Annotated in this window: 14 protein-coding genes; 8 read left to right on the forward strand and 6 right to left on the reverse strand. The window is 67.6% G+C overall.

Going from position 1 to position 15672, the window contains the following annotated elements; all coding sequences use genetic code 11:
• Positions 1-42 precede the first annotated feature (42 nt).
• From kstR to IEY68_RS20730, 7 genes are all read left to right on the forward strand, one after another.
• Positions 43-687: a cholesterol catabolism transcriptional regulator KstR gene (gene kstR, locus IEY68_RS20700; RefSeq protein WP_058853328.1), complete on the forward strand. Its 645-nt coding sequence runs from the start codon at positions 43-45 to the stop codon at positions 685-687.
• 318 nt (positions 688-1005) lie between these two features.
• Positions 1006-3558 (forward strand): trehalose-phosphatase, encoded by a 2553-nt coding sequence (gene otsB / locus IEY68_RS20705; RefSeq protein WP_058853329.1) that lies wholly within the window; start codon positions 1006-1008, stop codon positions 3556-3558.
• A gap of 261 nt (positions 3559-3819) precedes the next feature.
• Positions 3820-4716, forward strand: a complete 897-nt coding sequence (locus IEY68_RS20710) for a metal ABC transporter solute-binding protein, Zn/Mn family (protein WP_063916290.1) — start codon at positions 3820-3822, stop codon at positions 4714-4716.
• Between the two features lie 33 nt (positions 4717-4749).
• Positions 4750-5730, forward strand: a complete 981-nt coding sequence (locus IEY68_RS20715; protein ID WP_082681126.1) for a metal ABC transporter ATP-binding protein — start codon at positions 4750-4752, stop codon at positions 5728-5730.
• Positions 5731-6597 (forward strand): metal ABC transporter permease, encoded by an 867-nt coding sequence (locus IEY68_RS20720; RefSeq protein ID WP_058853331.1) that lies wholly within the window; start codon positions 5731-5733, stop codon positions 6595-6597. It begins immediately after the preceding gene.
• Positions 6598-6680: 83 nt separating this feature from the next.
• Positions 6681-7850 (forward strand): acyl-CoA dehydrogenase family protein, encoded by a 1170-nt coding sequence (locus IEY68_RS20725; RefSeq protein WP_062998198.1) that lies wholly within the window; start codon positions 6681-6683, stop codon positions 7848-7850.
• Between the two features lie 597 nt (positions 7851-8447).
• Entirely contained in the window at positions 8448-9257 is an 810-nt protein-coding gene (locus IEY68_RS20730) for an enoyl-CoA hydratase/isomerase family protein (RefSeq protein WP_058853332.1), read from the forward strand.
• 6 nt (positions 9258-9263) lie between these two features.
• On the opposite strand, the gene IEY68_RS20735 is transcribed toward IEY68_RS20730, so the two are convergent.
• From IEY68_RS20735 to carD, 6 genes are all read right to left on the reverse strand, one after another.
• Positions 9264-9539 carry a DUF4190 domain-containing protein gene (locus IEY68_RS20735; RefSeq protein ID WP_058853333.1) on the reverse strand — a complete coding sequence of 92 codons (276 nt, stop codon included), beginning with the start codon at positions 9537-9539 and terminating at the stop codon, positions 9264-9266.
• Positions 9540-9700: 161 nt separating this feature from the next.
• Positions 9701-10669, reverse strand: coding sequence for a 23S rRNA (guanosine(2251)-2'-O)-methyltransferase RlmB (gene rlmB / locus IEY68_RS20740; RefSeq protein ID WP_058853334.1), 969 nt, complete (start codon positions 10667-10669; stop codon positions 9701-9703).
• Position 10670: 1 nt separating this feature from the next.
• A complete protein-coding gene (cysS, locus tag IEY68_RS20745) occupies positions 10671-12077 on the reverse strand; it encodes a cysteine--tRNA ligase (protein ID WP_058853335.1) in 1407 nt (468 codons plus the stop codon).
• 248 nt (positions 12078-12325) lie between these two features.
• A complete protein-coding gene (ispF, locus tag IEY68_RS20750) occupies positions 12326-12838 on the reverse strand; it encodes a 2-C-methyl-D-erythritol 2,4-cyclodiphosphate synthase (protein WP_058853449.1) in 513 nt (170 codons plus the stop codon).
• A 2-nt stretch (positions 12839-12840) separates the two neighbouring features.
• The gene (ispD, locus tag IEY68_RS20755; RefSeq protein WP_082681127.1) at positions 12841-13554 is read right to left on the reverse strand and encodes a 2-C-methyl-D-erythritol 4-phosphate cytidylyltransferase; all 714 of its coding nucleotides are present in this window, start codon (positions 13552-13554) and stop codon (positions 12841-12843) included.
• 2 nt (positions 13555-13556) lie between these two features.
• The gene (carD, locus tag IEY68_RS20760; RefSeq protein WP_058853337.1) at positions 13557-14045 is read right to left on the reverse strand and encodes an RNA polymerase-binding transcription factor CarD; all 489 of its coding nucleotides are present in this window, start codon (positions 14043-14045) and stop codon (positions 13557-13559) included.
• A gap of 463 nt (positions 14046-14508) precedes the next feature.
• Here carD and IEY68_RS20765 point away from each other — a divergent pair, with 463 nt between their 5' ends.
• Entirely contained in the window at positions 14509-15165 is a 657-nt protein-coding gene (locus tag IEY68_RS20765; RefSeq protein WP_229718885.1) for a copper chaperone PCu(A)C domain-containing protein, read from the forward strand.
• Positions 15166-15672 lie beyond the last annotated feature (507 nt).

The raw sequence follows: 15672 nt of genomic DNA on the forward strand, positions 1-15672 counted from the left end.
GCGCTGACGTCCGCGATACGTCACGGAAAGGAAGTCCCCTCCATGGCCAGCCCCTCCCGTTCCCAGCCCGGCGATTCGGATGCGGCAGCCGCCGCCCCCGTCACCACGCTGCGGGAGGACGAACTGAGCTCGGCCGCGCAACGCGAACGCCGTAAGCGGATCCTGGACGCGACCCTCGCACTCGCCTCCAAGGGCGGCTACGACGCGGTGCAGATGCGCGCGGTGGCCGAACGGGCCGATGTCGCGGTGGGCACCCTGTACCGGTACTTCCCGTCCAAGGTGCACCTGCTGGTATCGGCGCTGGCCCGGGAGTTCGAGCAGTTCGAAGGTAAACGCAAACCACTGTCCGGCCAGTCGCCGGAGGAGCGGATGCACGCACTGCTCTCCCAGATCACCCGGATGATGCAGCGCGACCCCTTGCTCACCGAAGCCATGACCCGCGCGTTCATGTTCGCCGACGCTTCGGCTGCCGCCGAGGTCGACCGGGTCGGCAAGGTGATGGACCGGGTGTTCGCCCGGGCCATGAACGACGGCGAACCCACCGATCGCCAGCTCGCCATCGCCCGCGTCATCAGCGATGTGTGGCTGTCGAATCTGGTCGCCTGGCTCACTCGCCGCGCCTCCGCGACCGATGTCTCCGAACGTCTCGAACTGACCGTCGACCTGCTGCTCGGCAAACGCAACTGAGACCCGCGCCGCGGCCTCTGAGGATCCACCGTCGACTTCCCGCCCGGCGACTACAGATTCCGATGAGCCCGGTGATATCCAGGCGTTCGCTGGGGTTTGCGCAGAGCCGGAAAACCTCGCGATCCGCCACGGGCCGCTGGGGCTCAGCTGAAGATTCCGGCGCGGCCAGGATGTCCGCCGACGACGAGTGGCCGGTCAGCGGCACCACACGCCTGGGGCACCTGCCCGCACTTCCCGCCGAATCGGATCGGGGAACGTGACACAGTATTGTCATGCGCGCCCCCTCTTAACGAAAACTCCGATCAATAGGTTGGATGTGTGAGCGCACAGGATCTGCCACTCGAACTCCGCCGAGCACTGTCGACGGTCGCGCGCGTGCCTCGACTGCTCGTCGCATCGGACTACGACGGGACACTGGCTCCCATCGTCTCCGATCCGGCCAAGGCGTACCCGCACGGAGAATCCGTCCGGGCCTTACGCGCGCTGGCCGGTCTGTCCGGCACCACGGCCGCGGTCATATCCGGCAGAGCGCTGCGTGATCTCGCCGCGCTGTCGCGACTGCCGGTCGAAGTGCAGTTGATCGGTAGCCACGGCTCGGAATTCGATGTGGGCTTCGTGCACGCAATCGACAACGATGCCAGGCAGTTGCTACGTGAAGTGGTAACCGCCCTGAACAAGATCGCCGCGGACCATCCCGGCGTCTCGGTGGAGACCAAACCCGCCAGCGTCGCGCTACACGTGCGAAATGCCTCCCCCGAGGTCGGCCGCCGCGCCCTCGCCCAAGCCCATCAGGGGCCGGCCTGCTGGGTCGGCGTGCAGGTCACCGAGGGTAAGGCAGTAATCGAGCTGGCCGTGGTGCCGACCGACAAGGGTTCGGCCCTCAGCACGGTCCGCCACCAGGAGAGCGCATCGGCGGCGGTGTTCTTCGGCGACGACGTCACCGACGAGAAAGCGTTCCGCGCGCTGGCCGGCCCCGATATCGGTATCAAGGTCGGCGAGGGCGAATCGCTGGCCAAATACCGGGTCGACAGCACCGAAGCGGTTTCGCACGCGCTGGCCTTCCTGCTCGAGGAGCGCCGTACCTGGCTGGCCGGCGCCAGCGCACCCCGGATCGAACGGCTGACCATGCTGGCCAGCCCGCGTTCGGTCGCGCTGGTCACTCCCGACGCCACCGTGACCTGGTTCTGCCATCCCGAGCCGGATTCGGCCGCCGTGTTCGCCCACCTGCTGGGCGGTATCGACGCCGGACACTTCTCGGTGGCTCCTCAGCGGCCGGGCCTGCCGCTTTCCCAGCGGTACGTCGACGGCACCATGACCGTCGAGACCCGCTGGGCGAAACTACAGGTCACCGACTATCTTCCGCACGATGTCGACCCCGATCGCACCGATCTCACCCGGGTGATCACCGGCTCGGCCCCCGCCGAGGTCACCTTCGCGCCGCGTCCGGAATTCGGGCAGGTCCCGGTATCTCTCCAGGTGGAGGCCGACGGCCTGCGTGTCTGGGGTACCAACGACCCGGTCGTCCTGCGCTCGCCCGGTGTCCAGTGGCAGATCCACAGCGACGGCACACACGATTCGGCCACTGCCGTCGTGGACCCGTCCGACGGCCCGATCGTCCTGGAACTGCGTTGCGGCACACACGATCTGACACCCGCCGCGACAGGTGAGGCCGAACGGCGGCGGATCGCCGAACTGTACTGGTCGGAGTGGGCCCTCGGCCTGGACCTGCCCGCCCTCAAACCCGACCTGATGAAACGGTCCGCGCTCACCCTGCGCGGTCTGGTGCACGCCCCCTCGGGATCGATCCTGGCCGCGGCCACCACCTCGCTGCCCGAGGATATCGGCGGCGTCCGCAACTGGGACTACCGCTACTGCTGGCTGCGCGATGCCGCGCTCACCGCGAGCGCCCTGGTCTCGCTGGGATCGCTGGGTGAGGCCGAGCAGTATCTGGAATGGGTGCACCGGGTGCTGGAGACTCTGCCCGGCCCCGAACGCCTGCACCCGCTGTACACCATCTACGGCGAAACCCTGCCGCCGGAAGCTGTGATCGACCAGTTGCCCGGCTATGCCGGTTCCCGCCCGGTGCGGGTGGGCAACGCGGCGAATATGCAGGTCCAGCTGGATGTATTCGGTCCGATCGTGGATCTCATCACCAGTTTGGCCCACGCGCGGGAGAAACAGGGCACCACCGACCCGCGAAAGGTGCTGCCCGACGCCGACTGGGAACTCGTGCACGCCATGGTCTCCGCGGTCCAGCGACGTTGGACCGAACCCGACCACGGCATCTGGGAGATCCGCGGCAACCCCCGCCACCACGTCTACTCCAAGGTGATGGGCTGGCTCACGATCGACCGCGCGCTCACCCTGGCGGAGAAGTTCGACCGGCCGGTCGACGCCGACTGGGCGCCGCTGCGTGAAACCATCGCGGCCGAGGTCAAGGCAAAGGGCTGGAACGACGAGGTCCAGTCCTACACCGCCGCCTACGACGGCACCGATCTGGACGCGGCGACTCTGCACATCGGACTCAGCGGCCTCATCGATCCCACCGACCCGCGGTTCGCCGACACGGTGGTGGCCACCGAAGCCGAACTGCGCAGCGGGTCCACGGTATACCGCTACCACCACGACGACGGCCTGCCCGGCGGCGAAGGCGGATTCCATCTGTGTGCGGCCTGGCTGGTGGAGGCCTACCTGCTCATCGGTAAACGCTCCGACGCCGAGGCCCTGTTCGCGCAACTGGTGGACGTGGCCGGGCCGACCGGGCTGCTCAGTGAGGAGTACGACCCGGTCGCGGAACGGTCACTGGGTAACCACCCCCAGGCCTACAGCCACTTGGGCCTGCTGCGCTGCGCGCAGTTGCTCGGCAAATAGCGCGACTGCTCGGATAGCGAGCACGGTGGGCCGCCCGGATCAACGGGCGGCCCACCGTGTTCGTTGGGCGCTTGCTCTCGAAAGGAAGGGTGGGCCCGGCCATGAAGGCGAGCGGTGGACCTGGCGGCCGCACGATGCCGGACCGGGTTGTGAGGAACCCCGTGCGGTGGGGCGCAATCGAATACTGGCCGGTCGGTTCAGACCTCTCGATCCGGGCTGCTAAAGTAAAACGGAAACGATTTCCATTAACTCTGGTAGGTAATTTCCGTGTCACCTCACTATGCCCGTAGCGCGCTGGTCATTGCCGTGGGGGTAGCGGCTGCGGCAGCGCTCACCGCCTGCGTCGGATCCGGCTCCGACTCCGGTAAACCCTCGGTGGTCGCCTCGACCAACGTCTGGGCCGAAATCGCGAGCACTGTCGCGGGACCCGACGCGGAAGTCACCGCGATCATCTCCGACCCCGCCGCCGACCCGCATTCACACGAGACCTCGGCCACCGAATCCGCAGAGCTCAGCGACGCCGACCTGGTGGTGTACAACGGTGGCCACTACGACGAATTCGTCGCGAAGGCGATCGAAGGTCGCGATAAGCGCACAGTCGAAGCGGTCGCGGCCCGGGACGAGGCGATCCGGGACGATTCGAACGAACACGTCTGGTACGACATGGAGACCGTCGCGCTGGTCGCCGGGCAGATCGGCGACCAGCTCGCCGAGATCGACCCCGCACACGCCCAGGGCTACACCGATCGAGCCGCACAGTTCGCCGGCCGGCTCGGGCAGGTCGGCGCGACCACCGACCGGATCGCGGCGGACCACGCCGGCACACCGGTCCTGCAGACCGAACCACTCGCGTACTACCTGCTGCAGGACGCCGGAACCGTCGACCGGACGCCCCGCGCCTATCAAGAGGCGATCGAGCAGGAGACCGATCCCTCGCCCGCGGCCGTCGCCGCCACTCGCGACATGATCACCGGTAAACAGGTCGCGGTCCTGGTCTACAACGTGCAGACCGAGGACAAGGTCGGCCGGGATCTGCGGGACGCCGCCGACGCCGCCGGTATCCCGGTGGTAGAGGTAACCGAAACCCTGCCACCCGGAACGGATTTCGTAACCTGGCAGACGCAGAACGCCCAGGCACTGGCCGACGCCATCGGCTGACAGCACCCGAGCGCGACGAACGGATGGATCGAAATGAGCGATATCGCTGCGGCGGCTCACCGCGCCGCTCCGGCCGCTGACGGCACCCTCGTGGCCCAACCCGTCGACGACACCGGCCACTCCCCCGCGCCCGCTCCGGAACCAGCCGTCCGCCTCGAATCGGCCACCCTGGCCTTCGGTGACCGAATCCTGTGGCGGGAGCTGAACCTCAGCGTCGAGCGTGGCGAGTTCATCGCGGTGCTCGGCCCCAACGGCTCCGGGAAGACCTCGCTACTCCGGGTCCTGCTCGGCCAGCTCGCCCTGAGCTCGGGCACGGCCCGGATCGCCGGCGCCCCGCCCCGGGCCGGTCACCCCGATATCGGTTACATCCCGCAACAGCGCACCATCGACGCGGGTGTGCAGCTGCGCGGTACCGATCTGGTCGGGCTCGGGGTGGACGGACATCGCTGGGGACTGGGTCTGCGCGGGCGCGCCGAACGCCGCCGCAAGGTCGCCGCGGCGATTGCCGATGTCGGCGCCGAGCGGTTCGCGAAAGCTCCACTGGAGAGCATGTCCGGTGGTGAACAGCAGCGACTGCGGGTGGCGCAGGCGCTCATCGGGGATCCGGCGGTGCTGCTCTGCGACGAACCGCTGCTCAGCCTCGACCTGGCCAGCCAGCAGCTGGTCTCCGGGCTCATCGACGCCCGCCGGCACCGCCACGGCACCTCGGTACTGTTCGTCACCCACGAGATCAACCCGATCCTGCCGCTGGTGGACCGGGTCCTGTACCTGGTCGGCGGCAAATTCCGGATCGGCACTCCGGACGAGGTCATGACCTCGGAGGTGCTCTCGGAGCTCTACCAGACCGAGGTCGATGTGCTGCGGGTCCGGGGGCGGCTGGTCGTGGTCGGTACCGGGGACACAATGGACGCGCTCGGCACCGCCGGTGCGCACTGTCACGGCGAACCGGGCACTCCGCACGCCGGTGACCCCTCGGCCGAACTCACCCAGCGATCGGGACGGGCGAACGAATAGATGGACAAGCTCTCCGATGTGCTGGGCGAGATCTTCGATGTGCAGACCACGGCGCATCTGCTCGGCTACGACTTCGTACAGCAGGCTGTTGTCGCGGCGGCGCTGCTCGGGCTGCTGGCCGGGGTCATCGGCCCACTGATCATCAGCCGGCAGATGTCGTTCGCGGTGCACGGCACCAGCGAGCTCTCGCTGACAGGTGCGGCGGCCGCGCTGCTGGTCGGCGCGGGTGTCGGTCTCGGGGCGATCGTCGGGTCGGTGGTGGCCGCCGTGTTGTTCGGGGTGCTCGGCACCCGGGCCCGGGAGCGCGATTCGGTGATCGCGGTGGTGCTGTCGTTCGGCCTCGGCCTGTCGGTGCTGTTCCTGTGGCTCGGACCCGAACGCGCGGGGTCGAAATTCTCGCTGCTCACCGGCCAGGTCGTGAGCGTCGGCTTCGGTGGGCTCACCCTGCTGGCCACCTGCACGGCCGCGGTACTCGCCGTTCTGGCCGTGGTCTACCGCCCGCTGCTGTTCGCCAGCACCGATCCCGAGGTCGCGGTGGCCCGGGGCGTGCCGGTGCGGGCGCTGTCCATCCTGTTCGCGGTGATGCTCGGAATCACCGCGGCCTTCGGTGTGCAGATCGTCGGCGCCCTGCTGGTACTCGCGCTGCTGATCACCCCGGCGGCCGCGGCGGCCCAGCTGACCGCCGATCCGGTCCGCGCCACCGTCCTCGCGGTGATCTTCGCGGAGATCTCCGCGGTCGGCGGCATCCTGCTGTCGCTGGCACCGGGAGCGCCCGTCTCCACCTTCGTCACCACGATCTCGTTCGTGATCTACCTGGTCTGCCGGGTGATCGGCGCTCGGCAACGACAGGTCGCCCGGGTCCGCTGATCACCTGTGGGCAGGTGCCTTCAGTCTGGGTGACGAGGTTTCGTATGCTCGTCCTCAACGCCCCCGGAACGAAGGTGACCACCATGATCGACTTCACCATCCCTGCCGAGCTCGCCGCCGAACGTGACCGGGTCCGCGCATTCGTCTCAGACAAGATCGTGCCCTACGAGCGCGATCCCCGGCTCACCTCCCACGGACCCACCGACGAACTCCGTCAGGAACTCGTGGAACTCGCTCGCGCCGAGAAACTGCTGACCATCCAGGCCCCCACCGAGCTCGGTGGCCGCGGCCTCACTCACGTGGAACAAGCCGTGCTCTACGAAGCCGCCGGCTGGTCGACGCTGGGACCGGTCGCCATGAACTGCGCCGCACCGGACGAGGGCAATATGTTCCTGCTCTCCAAGATCGCGAACCCCGAACAGACCGAGCGCTACCTGCAGCCGGTCATCGACGGCCACCAGCGCTCGGTATTCGCCATGACCGAACCCGACGGCGCCGGTTCCGACCCCGGCCAGCTCGCCACCACCGCCACCTTCGACGGCGAGAACTTCACCATCGAGGGCCGCAAATGGCTGATCACCGGGGCCAACGGCGCCAAAACCTGGATCATTATGGCCCTGCTCGGCGACAACCCCCACCTTCCCGCCGGCCCCACCCTCTTCCTCACCGACGGCGACCAGCCGGGCATCGTCATCGAACGCACCATGAACACCATGGACCGCAACTACGTGGCCGGGCACTGTGTGGTCCGCTTCGACAACCTCACTCTTCCGAAATCGGCACTGCTCGGCGAAGCCGGCCAGGCCCTGCGCTACGCCCAGCTGCGCCTGGCCCCCGCCCGCCTCACTCACTGCATGCGCTGGCTCGGGGCGGCCGAACGCGCCCAGAGCATCGCCATCGACCACGCCAGAACCCGCACCGCTTTCGGCAAGACGCTGGGCGAACACCAGGGCGTCTCGTTCATGATCGCCGACAACGAGATCGCGCTGCACCAGTGCCGCCTGACCATCTGGCATGCCTGCTGGCTCATGGACAACGGCGAGAAGGCCCGCCACGAGAGCTCGATGGCCAAATCGTTCGTCTCCGAGGAACTGTTCAAGGTCGCCGACCGCTGCGTGCAGATCCTGGGCGGAATCGGCGTCAGCGACGAAACGGTGGTCGAGATGATCTTCCGCGATATGCGCCCCTTCCGCCTCTACGACGGCCCCACCGAGGTCCACAAATACGCCATCGGCCGCAAGGTGCTGCGCTAATTTGCGCCGCCTTCGGCGGCGCGGGGCGGGGCCCTGTTAACCCCGGTTCTTCACTCCGCCGCTCAGTCGCTGCGCTCCTTCGCTCTGTCGCTCCAGAACCGGGGCGGGCCCCGCCCACTGATGGTGACCGTTCGGGGTGGGAGAGAGGTGTATGCAGGATGCGCCGCTCCGGCAGCGGTGGTGAGCAGAGCACGCCGTTCGCGGTCATCGAGAGCTCGACGAACGGACCACAAAACCGCCCCTCGATCACACCGATATGGCCGGGATCGAACTGGCACCCGTCGGAGGTGACTCGAGTGTGTGATTTTGCCCCCGAACCCCGACTCGACAGCCATACGGCCGACCCAGAGCAACGTAACCACTCGACCGATCCCGCAAATCCCGACGCAACCACATGAGTCGAGTCTTACGAGACACCTCGAAGGGTCGAGGCCCGTCCCGCCTTGGCCGGAGGTGCTCAACGGTCGCAACCCGTGAATGGTCGACCGCACGTCGCATGAGCCGAAGGCTCGAGTCTCGAGGCCTGAACGGCGGGACTCCAGGGGGCCTCAACCCCGCGCGCGCCAGCGCGCCGAAAACACAGCTACCATCCAGACCATGAGTTCGGAATTGCTCGTCGATGTCTCAGCGGGCATCGCCGTCCTCACGTTGAACCGGCCGGCGAAACAGAACGCCTTCAACCCCGCGATGACAGAAGCGCTGGGTGCCGCGTTGAAACGCTGTGACGCCGAGGACGCCATCCGGGTCGTGGTGATCACCGGGACCCCACCCGCCTTCTGCGCGGGCGCCGATCTTTCGGACCGGGTGGGCGAGGTGAGCGCCAGTATCGATCCGCCACCGTTCCGGGTGCGCAAACCGGTGATCGCGGCGGTCAACGGGCATGCGGTGGGGGTCGGGCTGGCGCTGGCGCTGCAATGCGATCTGCGGTATCTGGCCGATGACGCGGTCTATGCCTTGAGCCAGGTCCGACGCGGGGTTCTCGCCGACGGCTATGTGCACTGGACGCTGCCACGGCTGGCCGGGCTCGCCAACGCCGCCGATATCCTGCTCACCGGTCGCACCTTCGACGGCGCGGAAGCCCGTGCCATGGGCCTGGCCAACGCCTGCCTGTCCGCGGCGGAAGTGCTGCCGACCGCGATGGCGGTCGCCCACGATATCGCCAACGGGTCCGCCCCGCTGACCGCCGCGCTGTCCAAACGACTGCTCTGGGAGGGTGTCGGTCTCGAACCGTCGGTCGTCGGGCAATTGGAGGCCGACCTGAACGAACATATCGCCGACGGCCGGGATGCGGGCGAGGCCATGGCGGCCTTCCGGGAGCGCCGTCAGCCCACCTGGTCGGGTTCTATCAGCGACGAATGGCCGAGCTGGGCGCGGACCAAATGGTCCGGCCAGCAGAGTCTGGACTGAGGCGGCTCAGCCGCCACCGAGCAGCACGATCAGGAACAGCAGGGCCATCACGACCATCAGGATCGTGCCGATCACGCCCAGGATGAATCCGACGACCACCTGGGTGTGGCCGCCATAGGCTCCGCCGGACTCCTCGATCTGATCCAGTGCGCGTTTACCCATCGCCCAGGCCACCGGCCCGGTCAGCCCGCAACACAGCACGCTGAGCGCGCCGAGGAACAGCACCATTGTCGCGTGCGGGTGCTCTACCGGCTTACCGATGGGCGCGTTGGGTATCACCACATGACGAATTCTACGGTGCCTGGGCGGATTTGCGGTCCGGGCGCGGCGCATTCACTTCCGAACTGCTCGCTGACCGTTGCACCGACACGCCCGATCACCCAGCGACGGGGTACCAGCTGTCCGGCCCGCGAGCGGCCGGACGCGCCGATCCGATCGCGCCCTCAGGCGCGCCGTTGCCGGGCGGTCTCGGCCAGCACCACACCCGCGGCGACAGAGGCGTTCAGCGATTCCACCGGACCCGCCATCGGAATGCTCAGCACCGCGTCGCAGTTCTCGCGGACCAGCCGCGACAACCCCTTACCCTCCGATCCGACGACTATCACCGTCGGTGCGGTGCCGTCGAAATCGTCGAGAGACAGGTCGCCGCCCGCGTCCAGGCCCACGATCTGGACACCTTTGGCAGCCCAATCCTTCAGGGTGCGTGTGAGATTGGTGGCACGAGCCACCGGAAGACGCGCCGCGGCGCCGGCGCTGGTACGCCACGCGACCGCGGTCACGCTGGCGCTGCGGCGCTGCGGGATCACCACGCCGTGACCGCCGAAGGCCGCGACCGAGCGCACGACGGCGCCGAGGTTGCGCGGATCGGAGATATTGTCCAGTGCCACCAGCAGCGCGGGCTCGGTGGATTCCCTGGCGCGGGTCAGTAGATCGTCGGGGTGGGCGTACCGATAGGGCGGCACCTGCAGTGCCACGCCCTGGTGCAGGCCGTTGGAGCTCATCCGGTCCAGATCGGTGCGCGGCACCTCGAGAATGGAGATCCCGGTATCGGCCGCGAGGCGCACACTCTCGGTGAGCCGCTCGTCGTTCTCGGTCCCCGCCGCGACGAAGAGCGCACTCGCCGGAACTCCGGCGCGCAGACACTCCACCACGGGGTTACGGCCGAGCACCAGTTCGGGGCCGTCGTCGTTGCGGCGACCGGCCGGGCGCCCACGATTGGACGGATTCTTCTGCGCGGCTTTGGCTTTCGCCGCCGACCTGCGCGCAGCCGGATGTTTCGTACGTTCCTCGGCCGGCGGGGTCGGCCCGCGACCTTCCAATCCGCGGCGGTGCTTGCCACCGGAACCGACCACGGCCCCCTTCTTGGTGCCGCCCTTACGGATCGCACCGCGACGTTGTGAATTGCCGGCCATCTCAGCCCGCCTTTCCTGGGGTAGGTGCGCCCAGCGACCATTCGGCACCGTTGGGTGTATCGGTTACTTCGATCCCGGCCGCCTGCAGACGATCACGGACGGCGTCGGCGGTCGCCCAGTCCTTGGTGGCCCGGGCCTGCTGTCGCCGTTCCAGTTCGGCGCCCACCAGTACGTCCAGGGCGCTGTCGGCCGCCGAATGGTCGGCGGCGCCGTGCCAGTGCGGGTCCAGCGGATCCACGCCCAGTACATCGAGCATGGCCCGGATCTGGCCGGCATGCTCCCGGGCGGTTTCGAGTACGCCCGCGTCCAGGGCGCGATTGCCCTCGTGCACACCGTGATGGATCTCGGCGAGCGCCTTCGGGACACCGAGATCGTCGTCGAGGGCGGCGGCGAATCCGTCGGTCCATTTACCCATCGGAATATCCCCGCCGCGTTCGGCCACCCGTTGCACGAATGCCTCGATCCGCTGATAGGACTGCGCGGCATCGGTCAGCGCCTTGTCCGAATACTCCAGCATCGACCGGTAGTGCGCGCTGCCGAGGTAGAAGCGCAATTCGACTGCGCGCACCGATTTCAGCACATTCGGAATGGACAGCACATTGCCGAGCGATTTCGACATCTTCTCGCCACCCATGGTGACCCAGCCGTTGTGCAGCCAGTACTGGGCGAAACCGTCACCGGCAGCCTTGGACTGCGCTATCTCGTTCTCGTGGTGCGGGAAGACCAGATCCATACCACCGCAGTGGATATCGAATTCCGGGCCCAGATAGAACTCGGCCATGGCGGAGCATTCCAGATGCCAGCCGGGACGGCCCGGGCCCCAGGGGGATGGCCATGTCGGCTCGCCCGGTTTCGCGGCTTTCCACAACGTGAAATCTCGGGGATCGCGTTTACCGAGACCGGCGCTCTCTCCCTGGTGCACATCTTCGAGCCGGTGACCGGAGAGCTGTCCGTAATCCGGGTAGCTCCGAACATCGAAATAGACATTGCCCTCGGAGGCGTAGGCATGTCCCCGATCGATCAGCCGCTGCATCAATTCGACCATCTGGGTGATATGCCCGGTCGCGCGCGGTTCGGCCGACGGCGGCAGTACACCGAGTTGCCGATAGGCCTGATCGAAGGCACGTTCGTGCGTGGCCGCCCATTCCCACCAGGGCCGCCCGGCCGCGGCCGCCTTGGTCAGGATCTTGTCCTCGATATCGGTGACATTGCGGATGAATGCCACATCGAAGCCGTTCGCGGTCAACCAGCGGCGCAGAATGTCGAAGGCCACCCCGCTGCGCACGTGACCGATATGAGGTAGCCCCTGCACGGTCGCCCCACACAGGTACACCGAGGCGTGGCCGGGTACCAGCGGCGTGAAATCACGCAGGATCCGTTTCTCGGTGTCGAACAGGCGCAGCGTCACGGCGTCGATCCTAGTTTCGTGTATGGATTGCACTCGGATTTGGTGCAGGGGATATGGGCAGGGTAGCGGTGCGGGTCGGTGCGCCGGCAGTCGGCTCGGCTGCGCGGGGAAAGGCCGGCGTTCCATCATGGAAGGCTCACGCTCGACAGTTGTCGCGGTGGCGACCTTACCGGCCCGAACCGATCACATCGGTACCGATTCAGGGCACGGCACTCGGCCGCTGTACTGAATGGGCGGCCTCGCGGGCCCTACGCCGGTCGCACCTCGCCACCGTCTCCGGGCTCTACACTCGGCCGCCCCGGACAGTGCAGCAGAGCATTGGCGACCGCGGCGATCCCTTCGCCACGCCCGGTGAGGCCCAGACCGTCGCTGGTGGTGCCGGAGACCGATACGGGCGCGTCCAGCAGATCGCCGAGCACCTGCTGGGCCTCGGCGCGCCGCGGACCGATTCGCGGCCGGTTACCGATCACCTGGACAGCGGCATTGACGACTTCGTATCCGGCATCGTCGAGCAACCGCCGTACTTCTGCGAGCATGGCGGCCCCGGAGACCCCGGCCCATTCCGGCCGGCCGGTGCCGAACACCGAGCCCACATCCCCCAGGCCCGCCGCGGACAACAGTGCGTCGCAGAGCGCGTGCGCGGCGACATCTCCGTCGGAGTGTCCCGCGCAGCCGTCCTCGCCGTCGAAGAGCAACCCGGCCATCCAGCAGGGACGACCCGGCTCGATCGGATGCACATCGGTACCTATTCCCACGCGCATGTTCAGCACGACGTCACCGCCGGGCTCGGGTCCAGCAGGGATTCGGCCAGCCGCAGGTCGAGCGGGGTCGTGATCTTGAAGGCGAGCGGGTCACCGGGGACGGTCCGCACCGCTGTACCCAGCCGCTCCACCAGGCCCGCGTCATCGGTCGCGGTCTCCGCCGCGGCGTAGGCGGCTCGTAACGCCGCCGCGGCGAAACCCTGCGGAGTCTGGATGGCACGCAGCACGCCCCGGTCCGGCGTACCGGTGACATTTCCGCGGGAATCGACGGTTTTCACGGTATCCACCACCGGCAGGGCGGGCACGACGGCGGGATGCCCGGCACGGAGTTCGCCGACCACCCGGGCGATCAGCGCGGGCGGGGTGAGTGCGCGGGCCGCGTCGTGTACCAGGAAGAACGCGGAATCACCGGCGGCGGCCAGTCCGGCACGCACCGAATCGGTGCGCTCGGCGCCACCGATCACAATCCGCACCGGCGCACCCGACGGTAGGAGGGCTGCCGCCCGGTCGACGTGTTCGGCGGGCACCATCACAATGATCTCGTCGACAACCCCGGCAGCTATCAGGCCGTTCACGGCCAGTCCGAGCATGGGTGTGCCGCCGATCGGGACGAACGCTTTGGGTTCATCTGCACCCAAGCGCACGCCACGACCGGCGGCAGGAACCAGTGCGGTGACGGGACCGGCCGCAGGGCCGGGACCGTCTGTTCTGTGCACGATCAGGACGCCGCGGCGAGAACCTCGTCGAGGAGCGTCTCTGCCTTGCCGTCGTCGGTACCCTCGGCGAGCGCGAGCTCCCCGACGAGGATCTGCCGAGCCTTGGCCAGCATCCGCTTCTCGCCCGCGGACAGACCACGATCCTGTTCCCGGCGCCACAGGTCACGAACGACCTCGGCCACCTTGTTCACATCGCCGGAGGCGAGTTTCTCGAGGTTGGCCTTGTAACGGCGGGACCAGTTGGTGGGCTCTTCCGTATGCGGCGCGCGCAGAACCTGGAAGACTTTATCGAGACCTTCCTGGCCGACTACATCGCGAACGCCGACATATTCCGCGTTTTCCGCGGGAACCCGAACAGTGAGGTCACCCTGTGCGACCTTCAGGACCAGATACTCTTTCTGCTCACCCTTGATGGTGCGGGTCTCGATAGCTTCGATCAAAGCCGCCCCATGATGGGGATAAACGACGGTATCTCCGACCTTAAAAATCATGTGTCCCGTGCCCCTTTCGATGTTCACAGTTTAACACGCGACTCGATAACGGCGCGATCAACTGCGCAGGTCAGGGCCACAACGACCAGGCACTGGGGCTTGACAGGGCGAGTTTGGTGTGCATCACGTTGCGCCCGAACGGGTGTCGGGCACGGGCCCCGCGGAGGCATCGGAAAACCCACTCCGCCCGGACGCGCGAACGGGTCGCGGAAGCCGGATCGTTACCGGTCAGCGCGACGCCGCGGGACATACGGGGCACCTGCCCGGCGGGCCGTCGGACGACGAACACAGAGGCGATGCAGAGACTACGATCCGCCACCCGCCGGACGCACCGTGACGTGCGACAAATCACACAATCCGCACCTCGTAATCCCCCCTGACACCGCCCGGTGCGCCGCGTGTTCACAGGCAACTACTACAGTGCCTAGTTGGAGTGCGCCCACTCGGACATGGAGGACAACCCGTGACTGCCCTGACTGCTGTGACTGCCGCTGGCCCGGTCGCCCCGACCCGTCGGCGCCGCAGGGTGGCGGCCGCCGCGCTCGCCGCCGGAGCTGCGCTCATCCTGTCCGGCTGCAGTGCCGGCCAGCACGCGCAGACCGCCGACCAGGTCGCCGCCGTCAACGGCAACACGGCGAATCTCGGTGATATCGCGCTGCGCAATGTGCACATCGTCTACCCCGGAAACGGCACCGGGATCAACACCGCGGGCGGTCAGGCCGCGCTCTCACTGTCGATCGTGAACACCGGCGAGGTGGTCACCGACGAACTCACCAGCGTCACCACCGACCTCGGCACCGCCGAGATCACCCCCGGCGAAGGCGACAAGCTCTCGATCGCCCCCGCCGAAACGGTCGTGGTCTCCACCCCGCAAGCCGGCGCGGAAACCCACACCACAGGTGAAACGATCGAAACCGAAGGCGGCGAAACAACACACGCCCGCATCGAGATCACCGGCCTCACCCAGAACATCACCCCCGGCCTCACCTACGACATCTCGTTCAACTTCAAGGAGAACGGCGCCGTGCTGGTTCAGGTCCCGGTCGACGCTGGCCTGGAAACCCCCCGACACGAATCGGAACTCTCCAAGAGCACGACCGGTTCCACCGGCGGACACTGAGTTCTCGGCGACGCCTGCCGCGCCGCGGCGGCGAGGCACTGTATTCGCCCGCAGGCGTTTCGAGGCCTGAACAGCGGGACGGACCTATCGGTCTCCAGACGGTTATTCGCACAATTGGGCTCCGGCCGGCTTCTGGAGCAGCAACCGAGCCCACGCGGACAGCATCCAGCGGTCCGCGAACAGCGAGCAATGACAGTGCCGTAGACCCATCGAGGCCCACCTTTGCACGCCCCTCCCGTCCACTCCGGAAGTTCTGCCTTCATCGGGCCGGTGCCCGCCCCGGTTCCGGAGCCGAGCAAGGCAGCAACCGAGCCCACGCGGACAGCATCCAGCGGCCGACCGACATCGAACACCGACACTGCCGGCCCGACCAAGACTCACCTCCGCGAACACCTCCCTTCCACTCCGGATGGTCCACCTCCAGTGGCGGGGCCCGCCCCGGTTCTGGAGCGACGAAGCGAAGGAGCGCAGCGACTGAGCGAAGGAGTGAAGAACCGGGGTTAATAG

Source organism: Nocardia jinanensis (genome assembly GCF_014645735.1).
Classification (GTDB): domain Bacteria; phylum Actinomycetota; class Actinomycetes; order Mycobacteriales; family Mycobacteriaceae; genus Nocardia; species Nocardia jinanensis.